This window comes from Pediococcus acidilactici, assembly GCF_016127815.1.
GTDB classification, from domain to species: Bacteria; Bacillota; Bacilli; order Lactobacillales; family Lactobacillaceae; genus Pediococcus; species Pediococcus acidilactici.
Window position 1 is genome coordinate 998,497 of record NZ_CP066046.1, and the last position, 22,692, is coordinate 1,021,188.

Consider the following 22,692-nt stretch of genomic DNA (forward strand, 5'->3'; position numbering starts at 1 on the left):
CAAACTTAACTTTATGTTCTATCATTTTGTTGTAAGCGTTTTATTTTTAATTACGAAAGGAGTTTTATTATGCAAGCAAACCTCCGATGGCTTGATGATCCTGAGGTCTTTCGGGTGAACCAACTTCCCGCCCACAGCGATCATCATTACTATCGCAATTTAGCTGAACTTAATCGCAGCAGTAGCTTTGTGAAAAGCCTTAACGGGACTTGGCGGTTCCATTTTGCTTCGACGCCATCCGAACGTCCGCTCCAGTTCTATTCACCTAATTTTGATGATGCCGACTTTGATACCATTCAAGTCCCCGGACACATCGAATTAGCAGGTTACAGCCAGATCCAATATATTAATACCTTGTATCCCTGGGAAGGTAAAATATATCGGCGCCCGCCGTACACGCTTAACCAAGATCAACTAGAACCCGGCTTATTTAGTGATGCGAGCGACAACAGCGTTGGCTCATACCTGAAAAAATTTGACCTTGACGATTCTTTTAAAAATCACCGGGTTATCATTCAATTTCAAGGGGTCGAGGAAGCCCTCTACGTTTGGTTAAACGGGCATTTTATTGGGTATGCTGAAGACAGTTTTACCCCTTCTGAATTCGATCTAACCCCTTACGTTCAGGATCGTGATAATCTCCTGGCCGTGCGCGTTTATAAACGGAGTACCGCTTCCTTTATCGAAGACCAAGACATGTACCGTTTTTCCGGGATTTTCCGGGACGTTAATTTACTTGCCTTCCCCGATGCGCACATCGTTGATTTAGATCTTAAACCCGGGGTGAACGCCGATTTTAAGAGTGGCATCCTTACGGTTAAGGCTACTGTTTCTGGCACTAACGCTACTTTAGAGTTAAGCGTGACTGATCAAGATCAACAACTTCTAGCAACGCAAACCCAAACGGGAACTGGTAAAGTTTCATTTAAAAAGATTGCCTTCGACAACTTAAAACTCTGGTCACCAACCTCACCGACTTTATATCAATTACTGATTAAAGTTTATGATGATCAGCACCAACTCTTAGAAGTGGTTCCCTATCAATTCGGCTTTCGGAAAGTGGAATTGCGCGAGGACAAGGTTATTTACGTTAACAACCACCGTCTAGTGCTCAACGGAGTTAACCGTCACGAATGGAATGCTCACAGTGGTCGAGTCATTTCACTGGACGACATGCGCAAGGATATTCAGATTATGCTGGATAACAACATCAATGCTGTTCGAACCTGCCATTACCCGGACCAGCTTCCCTGGTACCACCTTTGCGACGAAGCCGGGCTTTACGTGATGGCCGAAAATAATTTGGAATCCCACGGCTCCTGGCAAAAAATGGGCGCAGTGGAGCCTTCTTATAACGTTCCCGGCGATAATCCTCACTGGTTAGCAGCCGTGGTTGACCGTGCCTGTTCTAATTACGAATGGTTTAAAAATCATCCATCAATCATTTTCTGGTCCCTCGGTAACGAATCCTTTGCGGGAGAAGACATTGCAGCCATGCAAACTTTCTATAAAGAACACGATTCTTCGCGTCTAGTTCATTACGAAGGGGTAGTCCGGGCGCCCGAATTTCGGGATCGCATTTCTGACGTGGAAAGTCGGATGTACGAAACCCCAGCTAACATTGCGCGTTACCTAGAAAATAACCCGGATAAACCTTTCCTAAACTGTGAATACATGCATGATATGGGTAATTCTTTGGGTGGCATGCAATCATATAACGACTTAATTGATCAGTATCCAATGTACCAAGGCGGGTTTATTTGGGATTTCATTGACCAAGCCCTCTTGGTTCACGATCCGGTAACCAATCAAGAAGTCCTTCGTTACGGCGGTGACTTTGATGAACGCCATTCTGACTATGAGTTTTCGGGAGATGGATTATTGTTTGCTGATCGAACACCCAAACCAGCAATGCAGGAGGTGAAATACTATTATGGATTACACAAATAGTCAATTACGCGTAATATATGGTGACGGCAGTTTAGGAGTGGCCGGCCCCAATTTTCACTATCTTTTTAGCTACGAGCGCGGGGGCCTCGAGTCTTTAGTGGTTGATAATAAAGAATGGCTCTATCGCACCCCAACTCCGCTATTCTGGCGGGCAACTACTGATAACGACCGTGGAAATGGTTTTGACGTTAAGGCAGCTCAATGGTACGCAGCCGACCGGTTCACCACTTGTCAAAAAATTGAATTAGCGGTTGATGGCCAGGCGCTACAACCCTTGCCCATCGCACCGTTTAATAATCGTTACACTAACCGGGAGTACGCAAATGAGGTTGCCTTAACCTACCATTTGGTCACGCCGACCGTACCAAGTACTTCGGTAACGATCACTTACACCGTTACTAGTGACGGTAATATTAACGCGGCGGTTCATTTCACCGGTCAGGCAGATTTGCCTGAACTACCCGCGTTTGGTCTACGCTTTATTATGCCCACGACAGCCACTAGTTTTGATTATACGGGGCTTTCGGGAGAAACCTATCCCGACCGGTTAGCAGGCGCAACGCATGGGCATTTTCACGTTGACGGATTACCAGTCACCCCCTACCTGGTGCCTCAAGAATGCGGGATGCACATGCAAACCAGTCAACTAACCGTGACCCGCTCAACCACCCAAAACAATGCAGATCCCGATTTTCAACCATTTAGCTTGACTTTTAGCCAAACCAAAAAGCCATTTGCCTTTAGTTGTTTACCGTATACCGCCGCAGAACTTGAAAATGCCACGCACATCGAAGAGCTTCCATTACCAAGGCGCACCGTGCTCTCCATATACGGCGCAGTCCGCGGTGTCGGTGGGGTCGACAGTTGGGGTGCGGATGTCGAACAACGTTACCACATTCCCGCTGGCCAAGACATTGATTTCGATTTCAATATCCATTTCTAAATAAAAGTCGGTAGTTTGCGAACACTAAAGTAAAAATAGCCATTATGCCCGAAACTGGCATAATGGCTATTTTGCAGCTAACCGGAACAAATTGACTTTTGTCCCACGTTTGGTCCCTACCAAATCTATATATCGAAATATTTTTTACAGCGTCTTTGGGACATACAAAAAAGAACTTCCTCAAATGGAGAAGTTCTTCTTATAACTAAAATTTAATCCGATAATTTTGCGTTCGATAACTTCAAAACGTTTTCATTATCTTGAACAAGGTTGCCCATGTCTTTAAGATACTCAAATTCAGGCATTTCTTTGTTGGTGATGACTACCATTACGGTATCGTCAAGTCCAGCTTTTTTAATTGCCGGTTGCCAGAATTCAATCAACTCTTCGCCTTGTTTAACGTGATCGCCTTCTTCAACATACTGAACGAAACCAGTCCCTCGCATGTTAACGGTACCAATTCCAATATGAATTAAGGTTAGAATCCCTTGATCAGAGCGAAGGCCAATTGCGTGCCGAGTTGGGAAGGTTGCAACCACTTCGCCATCAAACGGCGCCAAAACCTGACCGTCCGTTGGTTGAATTGCAAATCCCTTACCCATGCTACCGCTGGCAAAGGTCTTGTCTGCAACTTCATCTAAGCTGATCAGTTTCCCAGCAACAGGACTATGGTAAATGGTTACTTCAGAGTTTGTTTCGATTTCTGCAGGAGTTTCATCCGTTTCCAAATGTTTTGACCAAGTTTTTTCGAGTTCATCAACGATTTGGGCGTGCATCTTTTCATCTAACTTAACTTTCTTAAAGAAGATGAATGCTCCAGTTAAAATCATTACTGCAGGAACTCCAAGCATCATCAATTTAAAAATTGCTTGTCCATGGGAAGTAACGTCACCAGCTGTTGCGCCAGCAGTCATTCCAGCCCAAACAGCTGTTAAACCAACGACACCGTTTGAAATAGCTCCACCTAATTTATCAAGTAATGGCCGCACGGATAACGTCAACGATTCATCCCGGTGACCAAATTTCAATTGTCCGTATTCAACAGAATCACTGAGTACCATCAAAACAACCAAGAAAATCAGTGGTTGTGGAATATAGAATAGCACGGCAGCGGTTAAAATCATTGGTAACGATTGACCCGCAAAGGCAAACATTGCCAACGCAATTACCATAACTGAAATTGCTAAGAAGAAAACCTTCCGACGGCTAAATTTCTTTGCCAATGGAGGAAAGGCCAATACGGCGAAGACCCCAATAATGGCATTTAACGAACCAAGCAACGTAAACTTCGAAGCGTCGCCTAAAATGTAAGTAAAGTAATAAAGTTCAAGTGAGTTGGTAATTGCCATTCCGGCAGTGTAAATTCCGTAAGTTAAAGATAACCACATCAACTGGTCGTTACGGGCCAACACTTTGAAAAATTCTTTGAACGTAGTTTTTTCAGTATTTTTACGTAATTCCGAATCGTTTTCTTTAGTTCCAATGGCTACCGCAAAGGCTGAAATTAAGGCAACCGCAGCGATGATAATCCCAAAGGCCATCCAGCCGCGATTATCACCCTGGCCGCTATTAGCCTTTGTTGAAAACATTAAAACGATTGGCATAACGACGACACCAACGATGTTTTGTCCGATATTGGAACCAACCCGAGCATAGGTTGCCGTCTTTTCACGTTCTGCCGAATCAAATGAAATGGCAGGAATCATTGACCAGAATCCAACGTCTTTGAAGGAATAAAAAATATCCATCGTGATATATAAAATAGCAAAAACGATTAAGTACAAAATTGGGTTAGAGGTGTTCAATCCCCCTAAACTGGTAAATAAAAGCGCTAAAACAACCGAACCAATTGTCCCACCGATCACAATCCACGGTTTAAAATGTCCCCAGCGTGAATTAGTATTATCAATCGCATTTCCGATCAGCGGATCAATGGCCAGTTCGACGAAACGTAATACCGCGATAATCATCGTAATATACGCGATCATCTTTGTACCTTGTGCCCCACTACTTTTATCAAATAAATGGGAGGTTACAAACATAATAAAATATGTTGAAAGTGTTGCATAAAATGCATCATGACCAAATGCACCAAATGAGTAAGCTAGTCGTGAAGTGATCTTACGCCCCTTACTTTGTTTAACTTCTGCATCCATAATCTCTATCAAATCTCCTTTAATTATCTATGCACTAAATGTAATCGTTTCCAGAAGAGATGTCAATATATTTTTAGTAAAATTTGCTTAATTATTTTATTAGATTAATCTTGAAATGATTTTCCACCCTCCCTTACCAAGCCTTATAAAACAGCCTTTCCAACCACTTCAGGTCTTAATTTCAAAACTTTTAATATATTTTGCGTAGTTTTACCTCGCGCTTTTAAACAGTTTTTTAGGGATTGACTACTAAAAATTTAGCAAAAAAAATAGCGAGCTGTTTAAGAATTTAACCATTCTCAAACAGCCCCCTATTAAATTTAACGGATTAAAAATGCACCAGATAATCCGTTCCTAAAACAATAATTATTTCAAATTTAAATGTAACTAAGACTTCTGGGTAACCAATTAGACCCTGCCTTAACCCAAACGTTCATATTGGTAACGAATCGTGTTAGTAATTGGTTGACCTGGACGTAAAATAACGTCGCCAAAATCAGAATGGTTAATTGCATCTGGTAAAGTTTGTGCTTCAGTCGCCAAAGCGTTGTACTCATGAGCAGCTTCTTTATCTGGGTCAAATGGGTTAGCCGTGTAAATAACCAAACCGTTGCGGTCGGAATAAAGTTTAATTTGCCGTTTACCATCAGTGTCTCCAATCATTGCAATTGGAGTGGTCGCGCTCGGGTTAACTTCGTAAGCATCATCAAATTCAATACCGCCGTTTTCGTTTTTTAATTGTTGCAAAGCCTTTTCAACCGACTTAGGTTGGTTAAAGTCATAAGCAGTGTCCTTAACTGCAATTTTTTTACCGGTAGGCACCTTTTCTTGGTCAAACTCAAGATGGGCTGCGCTCGTAATTTGTAACCATTGTTTACCTAAACTTTCCCGGTCGTCCGTGGTATTCCAGTAAACATGATTGGTAGGATTAAACAGGGTGGCAGCGTCCGTATCCCCCGTGAAGGCGATCGTAACTTGATTTTGGTTATCTAAAGTAAACTTGATTTCTACATCGAGGTTCCCCGGATAATTATCGTCAGTTGCTTTAATGTGCTTCGATAAAACCACGCTGACACTATTGGCATCTTCACTAAATTTTCCGGCAAAATTTAACGTATTAAAACCGTGATTACCGCCATGTAGCGAGTGTGTTTGTTCATTCATATCAACTTGATATTCTTGGCCATCAATTTTAAATTTAGCCCCGCCAATGCGTCCCGCAACTCGTCCAACTGATTGACAAAGGCAGTAACCAACTCGTTGATAATCCGCCATGCTATCCAATCCCCAAATTAATGGGCGCTCAACACCATTTTCATTAACCACAAATTCTTGCCACGTTCCACCATAGCTCAAAACTGAAATTCGCGTTTGTTGGTCGTTGATTAACGTATAGCGCATTACATCTTGACCCTCAAATTGATCAAATACTTCTTTTTTAGTTTCCAATATTGTGACACCTCCAAATTAATTAAACCGCTTTCAAGTTCAGTATACCAAATTGTGCTATAGATTGAGTAAATATTTTAGTTAAAATAAAAAGTCCCACAATTACTAGATCAGCTTATCTAATAACGATGCGACTTCCACAAATATTTTCCCTGAAAAGTTATTTTGTACTAGCCCGTTCAACTAGTTTTGTATCGAGTTCAACCCGTTGAGTAGTTGTGCGACCCGTCAAGCGACTCATCACTAAATTCACCGCCGTGGCCCCCATTAATTCGGTATCCACATTGACTGCACTTAACTCGGGATAAACATACGTTGCCAGCGAAGTATTGTTAAAGCTAAAAATTTTGACCCGTTTTGGCACTTCAATTCCATTGGCCTGAAGTGCTTTCAAGGCACCCGCCGCCATGGGATCATTAGCCACAAAAAAAGCCGCGGGAAGTTGATCACCAAGCGTGTCGATTGCCTTTTGCATCATTTTGAAACCAGAATCGCTAGTATAGTCACCTTCAAATACAAATTTAGGCTCAAAAGCACCCCGCTTCTCCATTGCGGCCTGGAATCCCAGCATTCGCCGATCGGTCACGGTCAACTTATGATCGGTAGTCATTTCAGCACCATGAATAATTCCAATGTCCTTAATACCACGTTGCCAAAAATAGTCGACCACTCTTTCTGTCGCCAACTGAAAATCAGTAATTACGCTATCGAAACCAGCCGCAAATTGATCATCATCTACAAAAACCAAGTTTCCCGTAACAGCGGCAAGTTCTTTAACCTGTGGCTCGCTAAATTTACCCACCGCAATTACTGCATCAAAATCCGGTCCCAATTCTTGGAGATTGTTTTGGAAGATTCGGGTTACTTCAAAATGATTATCTTGTCCGCGTTGTTCAATTCCCATCCTAATCGACATGTAATACAAGTCGTCTTGTTCTTCCGTTTCCGAATACCACTGAACAATCGCTAGGCGTTTTCTGGCGGTTGAATTAGTATGCCGTTTGTTTTTTGAATAATGTAATGCCTCGGCGGCGTCTAAAATTCGTTGTCTCGTTTCATTGCCGACTGAAAGTGACGTATCTTTATTTAGCACTCGTGACACGGTTGCTAACGATACCCCAACGCGATCTGCAATATCTTTTAACGTTGCTGCCATGGGCTACCCCCTTTTAGTTACTCAATTTCACTATATACAAATTATCTTCTTTACTAATGTACTCCAATTAATACATAACCGCAGTACCACTCAAGTAAAACTTTATCATTAAATATTGGAATTGGCGACATTCAAGAAGGTAAATCTTCACTTAATTTTCATTTGAAATCAAAAAGAAACCAGTTCGTCGTTAAACGAAATGATTTCTTTGGACATTTAAAACAGCTTAAACGTATCCTATTCTTTTAAGAATTTTCCACACTACGAATAATCTGTGCAATCTCCTCAAAATTTTTAGCGTCAAGCAATCGATCTAGTTTCTCCTCGTCCCTCAGAAGTGCTGCCAATTCAGCCATTGCATTAACATGTGATTCTTGGTCAACAGCTGCTAAAACAAAAACCAATTTAATCGGATGTTGTTTGTCAACTAACGAAATCGGTTCTTTTAGATGCAGGAGAGACATTCCTAAGCTATTTACCCCATCTTCAGTTTTAGCATGTGCAAATGCCACCATTCTGCCAATGTTAATATAGGGACCATTTTGGATAACATTATTAATCATGGCTTCAACATAGGTATGGCTTATTTGATTATTTTTACTTAGTGGTTTAGCTGCTAACTCAATAGCAGCTTGCCAATTTAAGTCCTGACCATCAACAAAGCTAGTAGTGTCTTTAGTAATTAGTTCACTTAGTTTTGGGTAAGTATTTTTAATAATCTTTTGTCTTTTCTCAGTATCCGTTGCTAAAATTTCTTTGATCCCTTCACTTAATTTTACTGGATCGCGAATAATTGCTGTGTCATTAATAACATCCATCAGTGCCGCAAACTTGCTTTCATTAAACTTAGAGTTAGTTTGCAAAATCCCTCTCTCTACAAATAACTTTTGCAATAAAATCAAATCTCTCTGCGTTAGAATTGGAGAAAGTAGAATCACTTTATTACTTGGCTGACTATTTAAAGGGGTAGTTGTAATTATGAGTGGATAATCATCAGTTTGGATATTGTTATATTCACTTTTAGTAATCGGACCGATGACATTAACGTCAGGAAAATGAGCAAGTATTTCTTCTTTAAGCAGTCTCGAAGTACCCAATCCCGCAGAACAAACTAAAAGAACCGTACCTTGCTTAGCTTGCCTAACCATCTGTGAACCAAAATAAATTGCAATCAACGAAATTTCATTTTCGTTCAAATGTCCAACATTTAATTTTTCAAATGGTTGTAAAGACATTTTGGTATATGTGTAAACGTTAAAATACTTACTTTTTATCTGTGTAACTAATCCATCTCGATATTGATGGTTATATTTAACACGGTAAAAAGTTGAAACTAAATGCGTGTAAAGATCGTTTAGTAATTGGCTTTCATTATTTGAATTCATTCCGCTTAGCTTCTTAAAATTATCTACTATCTCTTTAGTAACCTTCTTTAGCGTATTTTTAACATCGCTTTCTCCACTAAAACCAATCTCATTTTTAGGCGTCCCTAATAACATACTTTCTAAAAAATAGACCTCTTCTTCATACTTTGCTCTTAAGTCCAATCCTAATTTTGTTAGCAATTCTTTTGCCATCATAAATTCATTTTGTTTTCGTAAATGATGGTAATCCATTCCAGACGTAAACATCTCACCTGATTGTAATATGTGTCCTCGTAAGATTCGATTTAAAACTAGCATATAAAAATTTTCTAGATGTTTTTTCCCATCGTCAGTAAAATTTAAAAAACTACGCTGTTCAATACTTTCCAGCCAACTTTCAATGACACTTCTTAAGTTCATTATGGAACGAATTTCGTCAAAGTCGCCCTTTTGCTTACTTACTTCTGCTAAAACAGTTGCAATCTTTACGCTATTGTTTTGTAAAAAATACCGAATATCTACTTCATTTCCTGAAATAAAATGACCCTTTCGGTTGCCAACCACCGTTAAATGGTACTTTTTCAAAAAAACTGTAATTATCTTTTGATCATGTACAATAGTATTCCTAGAAACTTCTAAAATCTCCGCCATCTTAGCTAATGTATTGAAACTTGACTCAGTTAACATTAAAAAAATCAAGAAGATTCGACGAGAATGGGCGTCTAGAATTAGTAATTTATCACTGTAATAATTATTTTTTAAAAGACGCTTACTTTCCTCAGGCAAATAATATCCCCTTCCGCGAATATTGCGCGGCGGTTCAATATTATTTACCATCAACTTTTTTGAAAGGTTAGCAACGTTGTAATATATTGCTCGATTTGATAATTTAGTTTCGGTTGCTAAATCTTTTATTGAATACAAGACATTGTTTTTTAAAAGTGCTTCTAATACTTTAGTTTCCGAATTATTTAATTCCAACATATATTCACCCATGCTATTCACTAATTAACATACACAAAATCTCAGACAATAGTTAATACAATGTCTGAGAAAAAAATCTGGCTATAAAATTGACAATCCTGATTCCTCAATATCCCGTTGGAAACCTTTAACCGTATCCACCGAAATTTCTAAAGCCGCTTTACCCGTTTTACTTAACTTCGTAATTAAAGCTGGTGGCACCGTAATAATATCCACCCCCATTTGTTGTGCTTCAAATACGTTGTACACTTCTCGCGTACTTGCCCATAACAAGGATGCTTCTGGGTGAGACTTCGTAATTTCTACACTGCTTTCAATCAAATGATGCGGATCAATTCCAGCGTCAGCTACCCGTCCCACAAAAATGGAAATTAAGTTGTGGGTGCCTGGTGCTAAATTACGCTCGGCAACTTCAACCTGTTCTACCGTGGTGATTGCCGTAATGTTTAAGTTAATATGCGCTGCCGATAGCTCTTTAATCACGTCCGCAGTGGATTCTCCGGTTGTAGTAATAATCGGTACTTTTACATACACTCGGGGACCTAAATCATGTAAGATTTGAGCTTCCCGCAACATTTCTTGCGGTTCGTTACTAAAAACTTCGAAAGAAAACTCCTGCTCTGGAAATTCTGCCACCGCTTGGCGGGCAAAAGCTAAATAATCAGTCACTCCCGCTTGTTTTAATAGCGAGGGGTTCGTAGTAAAACCCTTAACGAACGCCTGCTGACTAGCAGCTCGCATTTTCTCAATTTCCGCGCCGTCTTCATAAACCTTAATAGTTAAATCATTTACATCCATCATTTCACTTCCGCCTCTGCTAATTTTGCTTTAAATCGTTCCACAATGTTATCTACCGTGAAGCCTGCTTGTTGAACTACTTTCGTGCCGTTCCCGCTTGCCCCAAAGTGATCAATTCCGATTACCGCGCTCGCCACTGTGGCTAAACCATTGCGACTGCCCATTTCAAGTCCTAGCTTTACCTTCACGTTTGGTGGAAGAACTTGAGCTTGATAATCCGGACTTTGAGCTTGGAAAAGCTCGACGCTCGGCATGGAAACTACTGCCACGTTCAATTTTTCTTGGGCGAGTTTTTGTTGTGCCTGTAGAGCTAAGGCGACTTCTGAACCCGTTGCAACCAAGATTCCGTCCGGATTGGCGGTGGCAGCTGGCGAAAGTGTATAGCCGCCGAAGGCCACTTTATCAGCCTGCGTTTGCACTAATAATGGCACTTTTTGGCGGGTCAACACTAGTACCGTTGGCTGATCAGTAATTTGGCCAATCTTTTGCCAAGCGCCCAGTACTTCGTGCGCATCGGCTGGGCGAATCACCGTCACGTTAGGAATGGATCGTAATCCGGCTAGCTGTTCAATCGGCTCATGAGTTGGTCCGTCTTCGCCGACCGCAATCGAGTCGTGCGTGAAAATGTATACTGCTGGAATCTGCTGGATCGCCGCTAAGCGAATCGCTGCTTTGAGATAATCACTAAAGACAAAGAACGTGCTCCCAAACGCCCGGGTGTTGCCATGTAAGTTAATCCCGTTAACCGCAGTTGCCATACCAAATTCGCGCACTCCGAAATAAACGTTGCGTTGTTCGGGATGCAACGCATCAAACGCCTTCGAATCATCAAGGCGAGTATTATTTGAAGAATACAAATCTGCTGAGCCGCCCCATAATTGCACGTTCTGGTCGGCAACCTGTTGCATAATTTTAGAATTGCTCGTTCGAGTTGCCATGGGCTCCTGCCATGCCGGGTCATCTAAATTAAGCTTGGTCGTATCTAAGCGCGCATCTTGAAATTGGCGGTAAACTTCTGGAAACTCTGTTTGATATTCTTGGAACATCGTTTGCCAGGCTTGGTAGGCCGTTTGCTTTTTAGCTACCTGTTCTTGATAATGTTGGTAAATTTCTGGGGCAATCTCAAACGGCGCCGCTTGCCAATGATAAAATTGGCGCATCGCTGCCAAATTAGCCTTTCCTAAGGCATTTCCATGTACCTTATTCGTCCCGCTTTCCGGGGTACCATATCCGATTATCGTTTTAACTTCAATCAAGGTTGGTCGGTCGCTAGTTTGGGCTTGCTGTAACGCTTGTTGCAACCCAGCCAGATCATTGCCGTCGGTAACTTTTTGGTAATTCCAGTTAGCAGCTTTAAAACGCTGTGCGACGTTTTCGTTGGCACTTAAACTCAAAGGTCCATCAAGCGAAACGTCATTAGAATCGTACAAAACAATTAATTTATTGAGCTGTTTTTGGCCTGCAATGTTAATAGCTTCCTGACTAACCCCTTCCATTAGATCCCCATCACCAACTAAAGCATACGTGAAGTGGTTGAAAACTGGGTAACCTGGGCGATTAGCCAACGCTGCTAAGTGGCGTTCTGCCATTGCCATCCCGACTGCCATCCCTAAGCCTTGGCCTAACGGGCCGGTGGTGGCATCTACACCGGCCGTCATCCCATATTCCGGATGTCCTGGAGTTCTAGAACCGAGCTGCCGGAACTTTTTCAATTCAGTTAGCGGTAAATCAAAGCCATTCAAATGCAATAAACTATAAAGCATTGCCGATCCATGGCCCGCGCTTAGAATAAAGCGATCCCGATTAATCCATTTTGGATCTTGTGGGTTAAATTGTAAGAACTTCTCCCATAATGTATACGCCATGGGTGCCGCATCAATCGGCAAACCTGGGTGTCCGCTTTGCGCCTTTTCAATCATGTCTGCGCTTAGAAAACGAATTGCGTTAACCGCATCAATATCTTTTTTAGTAAACACTTTCTTCTTCCCCCAACAATCCTTTAATCTGATGTCTTATCTCGCTGATTTAAAATTACGCTGGTTACTAGTACTATTAAGAAAAATAAAATAATTCCAGTAACTACTGCCATCGTTCCTAAGCTACCTAGTTTTCCTAATAGAATTCCGGGTACTAAATAATCTGTGTCTGCAAAAGTAGATGCCGCCAATTTTAAAGAGCCCAGTACTGGTAAAATCAATAACGGTAACCAACTAATAATTAAACCGTTTACAGTAGCACCTAAAATTGCACCTCGCCGTCCACCTTCTGAATTACCGTAAATTGCTGCTGCTGCTCCACAAAAGAAATGGCCAACCACTCCTGGAATAATTACCGTGGTTTTCATGGCAATCATCACAAACATGCTTAAGGTACCTACAATAAAGCTTACAAAAAAGCCAATTAATACAGCATTTGGTGCGTAAGGAAAAATAATTGGAACATCTAGTGCGGGTTTAGAATTGGGTACTAAGCTTTTGGCAATCCCTTGAAAGGCTGGAACAATTTCAGCTAAAATCATCCGAACACCTTGTAATACCACTACAAATCCAGCTGCAAAAGTTCCCGCTTGCACTAATGCATAAATAATGTAATTAGTCCCGCCACTTAGCTTAGTTTCCACAAAGTGCGGACCTGCTACAATAGCTAAAGCAATGTACACAATCCCCATCAATAAAGTAATTGAAACTGTTGAATCTCTTAAAAAACTTAGTCCTTTAGGAATATTTAAGTCTTCTGTACTCTTTTCTTTATTGCCAAAAATTTTGCCGACCAATCCTGCAGTTGCGTATCCAATATTCCCGGTGTGCCCCATTGCAACTGTGTCACCACCGGTGATTTTTCTCATAAAGGGTTGGCAAAGTGCTGGGGTAATCGTTAATAAAGTCCCTTCAAAAATGCCACCTAAGATAACCGTTTGCCAACCATTTCCTAAATTAGCTGAAATTAAAATTACCGCAGTTAAACAAGAAACATAAAGCATTGCTTGTCCAGTTAAAAAAATGTACTTAAACCGGGTGAATCGTGCTAAGAGAATATTTATAATCATTCCTACTAACATAATGAGCGCCGTTGTTGATCCATACTTAACTAACGCAATTGCTACAACTGCTTCATTACTTGGCACCACCCCTTGTACGTGAAGGGCCGATTGAAACATACTTGCAAACGGCGCCAACGAATTACTTAAGATCCCTGAACCACCGATTAAGACCAAAAACCCAGCAAAAGTTTTGATAGTTCCTTGAACTACTTCAGTTGCTTTTTTCTTTTGTAGCAATAGTCCTGTCATTGCAATTAATGCGACTAAAATTGCTGGTTGCGTTGCAATCGCTACAAATAGATTTAGAATCGCTTTCATTAATGCCACCTTCTTTATTTTGTATTAACCATGTTGGATATTATTCTTATCTAGCATTTCATTAACCTTTTCCCTAATTTCATCTTGATCAATCAGGCTATCTAAAAGAATAATCTTATCTTCTGGAAGACTACCTAGCGCACTTTTTAAAGTAGTTTCGACAAAAAAGTAATCAGCTGCATCTGCAGTCACACTTCCCACATCTGCATGATCAACTTGAATTTCTTCATCTACCTTCTCGTCGCTTAATATCTGTTGGATATTCATTTGCACCATAAAGCTACTTCCTAATCCGCTTTGACAAACTGCTAAAATCTTCATTTTCCTACTCCTTCGACAATAATTTTTTCAATACTTTGTTTATTTTCAGCGTTGAGTAATAAATCAACCCGCTTTTTATCTGTTAATAATTGCATCAACTCTTTAATTACCATCAAATGGCTTTGGTTATCATTTGCAGCTAAAACAAACCATAACTTTGCAGGATGTTGATCATTAATTAAACAAACGTCCTTTTTAGTTTTTAAAAGTGCCAATGCAATCCCATTAGAACCATCAGTCGGTCTAGCATGAGCCAAGACGACTTCTGGTCCAATGTTAAAATACGGTCCTTCTTTCAAAGAAATCTTAATCATAGATTCAACGTACCGAGGTAAAATACTGCCGTTCTTAATTAGTGGCATTGCTGCAACCTTAATCGCCTCTTGCCAATTAAGGTGGTCAATATCTCGGTACTGAATCGTATCTTTGGTCAACAATTCATTTAACACTAGTGTTTCCTCCCTTCCTTATGCTATGACTTCATTTTACTTTTTATGAAAACGCTAACAAGACAAGTTCTAGCAGTCGTTAGTCTGCAACTTTTGCACTCTAATTAATAATTTTTTGCGCAAAAAAAGCTGGAAATAAATTCCAGCTTTTATAAAAATACATATTATTTTAGTGATTTATATTTTTAATACACCCTAACTAAAACAACTCCCCTTTCACCTTCAAGTAGTGGAACGCCAACTGACAAAAAGTCATGTTTGCCCATGAAAACCATTCCCGAGTGTATTTATCAGGATTGTTTACGTCGATTCCTTCGTGGCACTGGTTGGTATTCGCATCCGTTTGACTAATCACGTTCAGCTTAGCGGTAATCAAGTTTAAATCACTAGTCGTTAACCCCTCCATTGCTAATGCGATTGGCCATACATAATTTTGGGGTGTATGCGGACTACCAATTCCCGACAAAATCGTCCCTTGATAATAATAGGGATTATTAGAAGATAAAATAAACTTTCGCGTATTAACGTACACAGCATCCCGCTCATTTGTATAACCAATAAAGGGGATTGCTAGCAAACTAGGAACGTTGGCATCATCCATTAAATTATAGTTACCCAATCCGTCAACTTCATAAGCAAACATCCGAGCCCCGTCCGGTAGTTCGACAACTCCGTAACGTTCAATACCGTTTCTAACTTCGTTAGCTAAACGATTCATTTTAGTCGATAAAGCTGCATCATCTATTCGTTGCTCCTTCATGATTTTTAACAGGTGTTCAATTACCGTCACAATCATCATGTTTCCTGGCACGAAATACCCGTATTTACATGCGTCATCACTTGGTCGAAAACCGGACCAGACCATCCCTGTATAGCCAATTTTAGTCCCTCTACCTGCATTGCTTAACGTGTCCGAGGCTGGACCAACGTCTCTTTCAAAGAAATACTCAGAATGTTCATGGTGCTGCTCTTTAATAAAGGTATCGACAATCAAATCTACGGTTTGCCAAAAATAGTCTGTAAAATGTTGCGCATATCCCGTATCTTCATATAATCGAACTGCTAGTAGTAGTGGCGCACATAGGGAATCAATTTCAAATTTACGTTCCCAAACCAAATCAGAAATTCTGACATTAGAATGATCAGGATTAAAATGTGCTCCCGAAGCGGTTTTGTTAAACGCATTCGCGTAAGGATCGTGATTCACATAATCTAGTTGTTGATTAATCACGCCGTGAATTAAGCCCTTTAAATCCGGGATGTCTTCACTAATGCTTAAATAAGGTAACACTTGAAAAGTGGAATCCCTTAACCACATTGCCGGAATATCACCCGTCGCAATAAAAACGCGGTCGTCTTGCACTTCGACAGTGTTAGAAATTGTGTCAATAATCGCATTTTTAAACATTGCCGTAGTTTTAGCGTTGGTTAAACTAATTTTTTCAGCGTAATTTCTAACTTGTTTAATTAATTTTGTTTGGTCAATGAACATGTGCTCTTCCATTATTCTCAATCACCACCAATTATTTCTCCGATAGGAAACAGTCCCATAGTCCGAATTTCCCCTGGTTTAAACTTCGGTAACGAATAGTTTTTCACCGCGTTTGCTACTGTTTGTTGGACCTCACCTTTTAGATTCATCAAAGATACGTTAACGTTCTGCGTAAATTGCAGATTTCCTGGGTTAGCCACGGTTTGTTGCGTAGGATTATATAATCGTAATTCATATCCTGTCTGATCTACCGACGTTTGAAAACTGCTTAATGTAACTTTTAAATTGTTAATCTTGACGATTGGCCGATGTTTAACCTCATTAGCAAGCTCATTAACCGCAAAGTATTGCAATGGAGTAGTAAATCGGTTAATTACTTGGCGCTGGTAATACAAACCAGATTGCGATACTTGCAGATGCATACATTGCAATTGTCGTGGATCCCAATCGTGAGTAATTACAATTGCACCTTGGAAACTTTGCTCGCCCATTAACTGGCTATCGGGGGTGGCTACTGATTTCATCACTAAACCAGAAGCATCTCCAGGGCGCCGTTTTAAGTCTGGTCGGCCTAAGAAACCTACACCACGAAAAAGCGTAACTGCTAATTTATCGAATTGGTCACCAATTGCTTGGAATTCTCGCATACCAGCAGTAATGAACGAAAAACTTTTTTCTCTATCGTGAACATTAGCAAAGTGAAGCATCGGTCTTAATGCCGTAGGTTCTTCCCGGTATCCAATTGCTTGCCAATTATCCATTTTAGGGTCAATTACTGGACGTTGGGCAACGCCAAATTGGGTGTCTGCAAAAGTATTTTGGGCTTTTACCCCCGTGTTCATCACCAAACGAAGCCGGTGATCAAGTACTTGGTTATTAACATTCATCTTAAACTTTATTAAATCCCCACCTTGATCTAGCTGCAACTTTATTCGGTAAGTAATAGCTCCGTTATTTTTTTTTGCGGCTCGTTCTTGCAAATCATAAGGGACGTGCCACGTGCCCTCCAAAAGCATTATTTGCGTTTGCTTTCCTACTTTGGTAGTAATTGTTGCATTCGCAAATCCTAAGTTGATAATCCAATCTTTGTATGCAGGCGAATAATCGTACGTATCTCCTTCGTCGCCGCCGTCTTCAAAACTTAATGCGTTTATATAGGTACAATGATTTAGTTTGTCAGTTATGTTTAACTGCCCATTTTCAAATTCTATCTGGTATTTTTCATTTTGAATTTCATTAGTAACTGAAGCAGCTAAAATTTCCTTACCAACGGTGCCTTCCTTAATTCTAAAACTAGTCCAGTCGGTAGCCTTAATTTGCACTCTCATAGCTATCCGACTCACGTAATAATATTCGTTATCCATCTCTGCTGGATTTCGCCGTAAGGTAGCAGCGTTGCACTGCTTTTGTTCAATTAGATCAAAATCTATTTTGCCATCTTGAGATATAATTTCAAAAGACGGGGTCGTAGTGCTGACCTCTAACTCCCGGACTTCGTCTACTGACATTGGCAACGGGTTCCATAAGAATAAGTCGTCCTTGTTCTTGACTGAAATACTTAATTTTCGTAACAAATAGTCTTTTAAAGAACGTGCAAGTTGTTGGGCTTCTACGGCACGATTATAAATATCTCGGTTAGTTTTATCACTATTACTTCCTCCCGAACTATCATGTGCTTGCCCTTTAGCAATTATTTGCCAAACCTCATCAATTAATCCTTGCTTAACTTCCATACCCTGTTGGCGGGAAATTGCTGAAAGTGGTTCTACCTGGTAAATCATCAATTGCTCTAGCTCATCATAGATTTGTTTGAGATCATAACGAGAGGAATAAATTCCTCGATGAATTTTTGAAACTGAAGGATCAATAAACTCACCGCTAAGCTCAGGAAGCACCCCATTTTGTTCTAAGGCTTTAAAGTATTCCGGATAGTTGCTTTCAATGATTTCATATTCTCCAGCTAATTCTCGATTGGCCAACTTTAAGCGTTTCTTCAAATTAAAATCTACCGCTCGTTGGTCGCCCCCAATTGGTAAGACCAAATCTTCTACGTTGGTATCTGTAGAAATGTTTTGCATTAACTCCTTAAAGTTATCTTTTTCAACTAAGTCTACGCCCGCATAGTACCCATTTTTGATATTAGCCGTCAGCACTTTTGAACCATCTTCACTCGTCCAGTAAAAATATCTAACTTTTTGGTCCGCTGGAAGTCCCCGCCAAAACACGGCATCTTTAATGCCAAAACCATTATATATTTTCGGCATATCTTTACTCTGACCAAATGAATCCGGAAGGTATCCTACCTTAGTAGATTTACCTAATTTTCTACTAGCCTTCAAGCCTAACCGTAAGTTTCTAACTGCCGACTCACCCGAAGTTACCATTTCATCAATTTGGGTGTACCACGGTCCCACAAACAATCGTCCAGCTTTTACGTACTTTTCAAGCGTAGCTCTTTTTTCAGGACAGGTTTTTAAATAATCATCTACAATGGCCATCTGTCCATCTAGCATGTAATACTCCAGCTTATTTTCAGCTAACGCTTTGAAAACGTCGTCCATGTGAAAGATAAATTGTACCCGAGCCTCCTGACGTGAAAAGTACCATTCAAAATCCCAATGCGTATGTGCAACTGCGTAAACTTTTTTCAAAACCAACACTCCTTCTCTACTTACCTACTTAAACTGCTAATTCTTGATCAGCCACCGCACGTTCATGTCGTTGGTTAATAATTACAAATGGCGCGTACAAGAACACGTCCAAAACGACTAGCACAAACGTTAACACTACGGGACTGAAATGAAAGGCACCTAGGACCCAAGTACTAATAAAAATTGGTTCGTTTCCTGAATTTAACACTACTAAAGGTACTACCCAACCAATTGCCGTAACTACGTACGCAATTACTGCATTAATAATTGGAACTAGAATCCACGGAATGAACATCAACGGGTTCAAGACAATCGGCAAACCAAAAATAACCGGTTCGTTAATTCCAAAGCAGCCAGGAATTAAGGCTAATTTTGCAACCTCCCGTTCTTTTTCACCTTTACGAGTGAAAATTAACATCGCAATAATTAAACCAAAGGTCGCCCCTGATCCACCTATCATTGCGTAAACGTTAGTCATTGTATTTGGTGCAATGAAGATGCCTGCAAAACTTTGAGTTTTAGCAAATTCAGCGACGTTTTGTAAGAAAAGTGGCAACCAAAACGCTGAAACCACACCCCATACAATATTGAAACCATGCAAACCTAAGAACCATAAGATTTGTTCCAATAAAATTACGATAATAATTGCTGGTAATCCGGTTCCGACGGTTAATAATGGCTTAATCAAAACTTCGGAGATCATTTGGACTAAAGAAACGTAACCTAAAGACTGAATTACAATCCGTAAAACGCCAAATACTAATAAAACTTCTGAAATAGGAATTAATGAAAGAAAGGAGTCAAAAACGTTTTGAGGAACGTTGCCAGGCATTTTAATGGTGAACTTGCTCCGAGCAAACTTTGCGAACAAAGCTACCGAAATCATACCGACAATTAGCCCCGTAAACATCCCTTCGTAACTAAAGAATGATGTTGAAAAGCCCTCGATCACCTTTGCCTTAGTATCTAAAAAATTAACGTTATTGGGTACCATAACAAAATATGCTGCTAGTGCTAGCAAAGTAGCAATAATTGGATTTAAGTTGTCATTACGCGAATCCCGTTTTAATTCCACCGCATAGGAATAAGCCGATGAAAATACCACAATTAAAGCGACAATCCCTAAGGTTGCCGTACCTAGGTACCCGAAAAGATTGCTTATATTGGTCAAAATAACGTTATCTAGGTGCTTAGCCTTGATTAACGCGTCAATCTGCATTTTAATTAAGTTTGAAAATGATCCGACAACGGTAAACGGAATTGTTCGAACAAACGCATTTTTAATTGCTTGTAAGATGGTATTCCGCTCTACCCACGAAGAAACTTTCAGTAATGGTTCTTGAATTGACTCAAGTTTGAATTTCATAACAGTTTTCTCCTTGTATTGTTTTTCGAAATCAAGCGCTTTCATTTCACCTATTATATTAAAGTCAATTTATTAATTTGTAAATACAAATTTTAAACAAAAACGTATACAAATAATATTTTTAGCGTTAATATGTATATACAAATCTTAAATAAGGGGTTTATCTTTATGTTCAGATATCGTGAGGTCTACTCAGACATTAAACGAGACATCTTAACTAATCACTATCGTGCTGGCCATGCTTTGCCTACCCAAGATGAGTTAGCTAATAAATATGACATTTCTCGTATCACCTTAAAAAAATCCATTCATTTGCTAGAGGAAGAAGGATTAGTATTTAGCAAGCAAGGGTCCGGCACCTTTGTCCGCCAAAGGATGAACAATCAGTCTGGTGAATTGTTGCCCCTTGACTTACCCGTAGGTGTAACCTATTCTCATCGTGACCAAAAAATAACTAGTAAAATTTTGCATTTTGATGCCCGTTTGCCATCTAAAGAGGAACAAAAAAATTTACAAATAAAGGGTAATGAACCTGTTTATGAAATTAAGCGTCTTCGATTAATTAATGGAGAAAAATACAGCTTTGAGCACACCCTCATGCCAGTCAGCATCGCTCCATTAGACGAAAAAATCATTCAAGAATCCATTTATGACTACTTAGGCAGCAAAGCAAAATTACAGTTAACGGATGCTCAAAGAATTGTCTATGCTGAAGCTGCTGATGAAGAAGCTGCTAGTATTCTTGGCGTTAAAGTTGCTAGCCCTCTTTTTGTAATCAAACAAACCGCCTATGACCAGCGTGGCCGGGCTTTTGAATATTCAATTTCTAAATTTATTGGTGATCAAAGTCAGTTTGTTTTGGATGTCCATTTAAATAAATAATTTTTATACTAAAAAGCAGATCTCCATGTTAAACATGAGGTCCTGCTTTTTAAGTCTAATATGCTAAATAATTAATCTTTTAACTCGATTTTACCGACGACAAAAATGTAAGAAAGCGCGCCCAGCAAAGCAATTGCTGCTATGAATACCAAGGCTGAAGAAAAATTACCATTAGAAACTAGAATACCAATTACAATTGGAATCACTATTGAAGATAAAGCTCCACATCCGTTAAATATTCCACCTGCCAATCCAATTAGGTGTTTAGGAGCTAACGCAGTAACAAATACCCACGTAATGGTCGCCAAGCCATTTCCAAAAAAGGCAATCGACATAAATAAGATAATCAAAGCTGGACTAGAAACAAAGTTTGCCCCTAAAATTAGCAGCGTTAACAATAGCCCTGTAATTACGGGAGCTTTCCGGGCCAAACTAGCTGAACGCCCCTTTTTAATTAACTGATCAGAAATAAATCCTGCCAATATTACCCCACAAAAAGCTGCTAAATATGGAATCGAAGACAAAAAACCGGACTGCAAAAAATTAACGTGCTTTGCTTTTGTTAAATAGGTTGGAAACCATGTTAGGAAAAACCAAAACGTCCCCGAAATTGCAAATTGTCCAATATAAATTCCAATCAATCTTCGTGAAAATAGCTGTTTGATGTTTTGCGAATTGAGTTTAACTTTGTGCTTATCAACATTCTTCAAATCATCATCAGTAATCGCACCCCCAGCTTTTATATATTTTAATTCGTCTTGGCCGACAAATCGGCTTTTATCTGGGTCAGAATAAAATATATACCAAACAATTGACCAGAGGATTCCAACTACTCCAGTTACGACGAAAAGCCCTCGCCAACCAATTGAATTATGAATTCCGTATAAAATTGGGGTTGAAAATGCTAATCCTAAGAATTGGGCGGACGAATAAATTCCGATTGCCGTACCCCGTTCGTCTTCGGGAAACCAATAAGAAATTGCCCGGTTATTAGCTGGCATTACTGGTGCTTCAAAAAATCCTACTCCTAGTCGTAATCCCATTAATTGCCCAAACCCACTAATAAATGCTTGAAATACCGTGACCAATGACCAACCAAATAAACTAATGAAGTACATTATTCGGGAACCAAACTTATCTAGCAAGATTCCTCCTGGAATTTGCATCGCAGCGTAAATCCAACCAAATGCCGAAAAGATAAGGCCTTGTTGGACAGTTGACAGTCCTATTTCTTTAGATAATTCCGGCATCGCAATCGAAACATTTGTACGATCCATGTAATTAATCACTATATTAATAAAAACAAAAGCTAAAATTACGTAGCGCATATTTGTTGATAATCTTTTAGACTTTTCTAAAGGTGCCATACGAAC

At 39.9% G+C, this 22,692-nt stretch carries 16 protein-coding genes; 3 read left to right on the forward strand and 13 right to left on the reverse strand.

Annotated elements, in window-relative coordinates:
• Positions 1-69 precede the first annotated feature (69 nt).
• Both I6H64_RS05020 and I6H64_RS05025 read left to right on the forward strand, forming a co-directional pair.
• The gene (locus I6H64_RS05020) at positions 70-1,950 is read left to right on the forward strand and encodes a glycoside hydrolase family 2 TIM barrel-domain containing protein (protein ID WP_008841454.1); all 1,881 of its coding nucleotides are present in this window, start codon (positions 70-72) and stop codon (positions 1,948-1,950) included.
• Entirely contained in the window at positions 1,934-2,893 is a 960-nt protein-coding gene (locus I6H64_RS05025; RefSeq protein ID WP_008841455.1) for a beta-galactosidase small subunit, read from the forward strand. Before I6H64_RS05020 ends, I6H64_RS05025 begins: the two co-directional genes overlap by 17 nt.
• Before the next feature lie 212 nt (positions 2,894-3,105).
• Here I6H64_RS05025 and I6H64_RS05030 read toward each other — a convergent pair whose 3' ends face one another.
• The 12 genes from I6H64_RS05030 to I6H64_RS05085 all read right to left on the reverse strand — a co-directional run bounded on the left by I6H64_RS05030 (position 3,106) and on the right by I6H64_RS05085 (position 20,437).
• Positions 3,106-5,049 carry a sugar MFS transporter gene (locus I6H64_RS05030; RefSeq protein WP_008841456.1) on the reverse strand — a complete coding sequence of 648 codons (1,944 nt, stop codon included), beginning with the start codon at positions 5,047-5,049 and terminating at the stop codon, positions 3,106-3,108.
• A 420-nt stretch (positions 5,050-5,469) separates the two neighbouring features.
• Positions 5,470-6,498 (reverse strand): aldose epimerase family protein, encoded by a 1,029-nt coding sequence (locus I6H64_RS05035; RefSeq protein WP_008841457.1) that lies wholly within the window; start codon positions 6,496-6,498, stop codon positions 5,470-5,472.
• 160 nt (positions 6,499-6,658) lie between these two features.
• A complete protein-coding gene (locus I6H64_RS05040) occupies positions 6,659-7,654 on the reverse strand; it encodes a LacI family DNA-binding transcriptional regulator (RefSeq protein WP_005916398.1) in 996 nt (331 codons plus the stop codon).
• Between the two features lie 245 nt (positions 7,655-7,899).
• Entirely contained in the window at positions 7,900-10,014 is a 2,115-nt protein-coding gene (locus I6H64_RS05045; RefSeq protein ID WP_008841458.1) for a BglG family transcription antiterminator, read from the reverse strand.
• Positions 10,015-10,083: 69 nt separating this feature from the next.
• Positions 10,084-10,803, reverse strand: coding sequence for a transaldolase (locus tag I6H64_RS05050; RefSeq protein WP_004165293.1), 720 nt, complete (start codon positions 10,801-10,803; stop codon positions 10,084-10,086).
• Positions 10,800-12,776, reverse strand: coding sequence for a transketolase (gene tkt, locus I6H64_RS05055; protein ID WP_198458927.1), 1,977 nt, complete (start codon positions 12,774-12,776; stop codon positions 10,800-10,802). Before tkt ends, I6H64_RS05050 begins: the two co-directional genes overlap by 4 nt.
• Positions 12,777-12,799: 23 nt before the next feature.
• Positions 12,800-14,158, reverse strand: a complete 1,359-nt coding sequence (locus I6H64_RS05060; protein ID WP_005916385.1) for a PTS ascorbate transporter subunit IIC — start codon at positions 14,156-14,158, stop codon at positions 12,800-12,802.
• Positions 14,159-14,182: 24 nt separating this feature from the next.
• On the reverse strand, positions 14,183-14,479 hold the full coding sequence (locus I6H64_RS05065) for a PTS sugar transporter subunit IIB (protein ID WP_008841921.1): 297 nt from the start codon (positions 14,477-14,479) through the stop codon (positions 14,183-14,185).
• The gene (locus tag I6H64_RS05070) at positions 14,476-14,928 is read right to left on the reverse strand and encodes a PTS sugar transporter subunit IIA (protein WP_002831301.1); all 453 of its coding nucleotides are present in this window, start codon (positions 14,926-14,928) and stop codon (positions 14,476-14,478) included. The genes I6H64_RS05065 and I6H64_RS05070 overlap by 4 nt, the downstream gene beginning before the upstream one ends.
• A gap of 199 nt (positions 14,929-15,127) precedes the next feature.
• Positions 15,128-16,432 carry a glycoside hydrolase family 125 protein gene (locus I6H64_RS05075; RefSeq protein ID WP_008841920.1) on the reverse strand — a complete coding sequence of 435 codons (1,305 nt, stop codon included), beginning with the start codon at positions 16,430-16,432 and terminating at the stop codon, positions 15,128-15,130.
• 5 nt (positions 16,433-16,437) lie between these two features.
• Positions 16,438-19,071, reverse strand: coding sequence for a glycoside hydrolase family 38 N-terminal domain-containing protein (locus tag I6H64_RS05080; protein WP_056985192.1), 2,634 nt, complete (start codon positions 19,069-19,071; stop codon positions 16,438-16,440).
• Between the two features lie 28 nt (positions 19,072-19,099).
• A complete protein-coding gene (locus I6H64_RS05085; protein ID WP_176594895.1) occupies positions 19,100-20,437 on the reverse strand; it encodes a PTS sugar transporter subunit IIC in 1,338 nt (445 codons plus the stop codon).
• Between the two features lie 168 nt (positions 20,438-20,605).
• Between I6H64_RS05085 and I6H64_RS05090 the strand changes: the two genes are divergently transcribed.
• The gene (locus I6H64_RS05090) at positions 20,606-21,319 is read left to right on the forward strand and encodes a GntR family transcriptional regulator (RefSeq protein WP_056985195.1); all 714 of its coding nucleotides are present in this window, start codon (positions 20,606-20,608) and stop codon (positions 21,317-21,319) included.
• A 71-nt stretch (positions 21,320-21,390) separates the two neighbouring features.
• Here I6H64_RS05090 and I6H64_RS05095 read toward each other — a convergent pair whose 3' ends face one another.
• A complete protein-coding gene (locus I6H64_RS05095) occupies positions 21,391-22,686 on the reverse strand; it encodes an MFS transporter (RefSeq protein WP_036685590.1) in 1,296 nt (431 codons plus the stop codon).
• Between the last annotated feature and the right edge of the window lie 6 nt (positions 22,687-22,692).

Excerpts from the sequence above, each read along its gene's own strand:
- I6H64_RS05090 (WP_056985195.1), top strand. The coding sequence starts at position 20,606 with ATGTTCAGATATCGTGAGGTCTACTCAGACATTAAACGAGACATCTTA.
- I6H64_RS05075 (WP_008841920.1), bottom strand. The coding sequence starts at position 16,432 with ATGGAAGAGCACATGTTCATTGACCAAACAAAATTAATTAAACAAGTT.
- I6H64_RS05085 (WP_176594895.1), bottom strand. The coding sequence starts at position 20,437 with ATGAAATTCAAACTTGAGTCAATTCAAGAACCATTACTGAAAGTTTCT.
- I6H64_RS05040 (WP_005916398.1), bottom strand. The coding sequence starts at position 7,654 with ATGGCAGCAACGTTAAAAGATATTGCAGATCGCGTTGGGGTATCGTTA.
- I6H64_RS05050 (WP_004165293.1), bottom strand. The coding sequence starts at position 10,803 with ATGATGGATGTAAATGATTTAACTATTAAGGTTTATGAAGACGGCGCG.
- I6H64_RS05045 (WP_008841458.1), bottom strand. The coding sequence starts at position 10,014 with ATGGGTGAATATATGTTGGAATTAAATAATTCGGAAACTAAAGTATTA.
- I6H64_RS05025 (WP_008841455.1), top strand. The coding sequence starts at position 1,934 with ATGGATTACACAAATAGTCAATTACGCGTAATATATGGTGACGGCAGT.
- I6H64_RS05020 (WP_008841454.1), top strand. The coding sequence starts at position 70 with ATGCAAGCAAACCTCCGATGGCTTGATGATCCTGAGGTCTTTCGGGTG.
- I6H64_RS05060 (WP_005916385.1), bottom strand. The coding sequence starts at position 14,158 with ATGAAAGCGATTCTAAATCTATTTGTAGCGATTGCAACGCAACCAGCA.
- I6H64_RS05095 (WP_036685590.1), bottom strand. The coding sequence starts at position 22,686 with ATGGCACCTTTAGAAAAGTCTAAAAGATTATCAACAAATATGCGCTAC.
- I6H64_RS05065 (WP_008841921.1), bottom strand. The coding sequence starts at position 14,479 with ATGAAGATTTTAGCAGTTTGTCAAAGCGGATTAGGAAGTAGCTTTATG.
- I6H64_RS05030 (WP_008841456.1), bottom strand. The coding sequence starts at position 5,049 with ATGGATGCAGAAGTTAAACAAAGTAAGGGGCGTAAGATCACTTCACGA.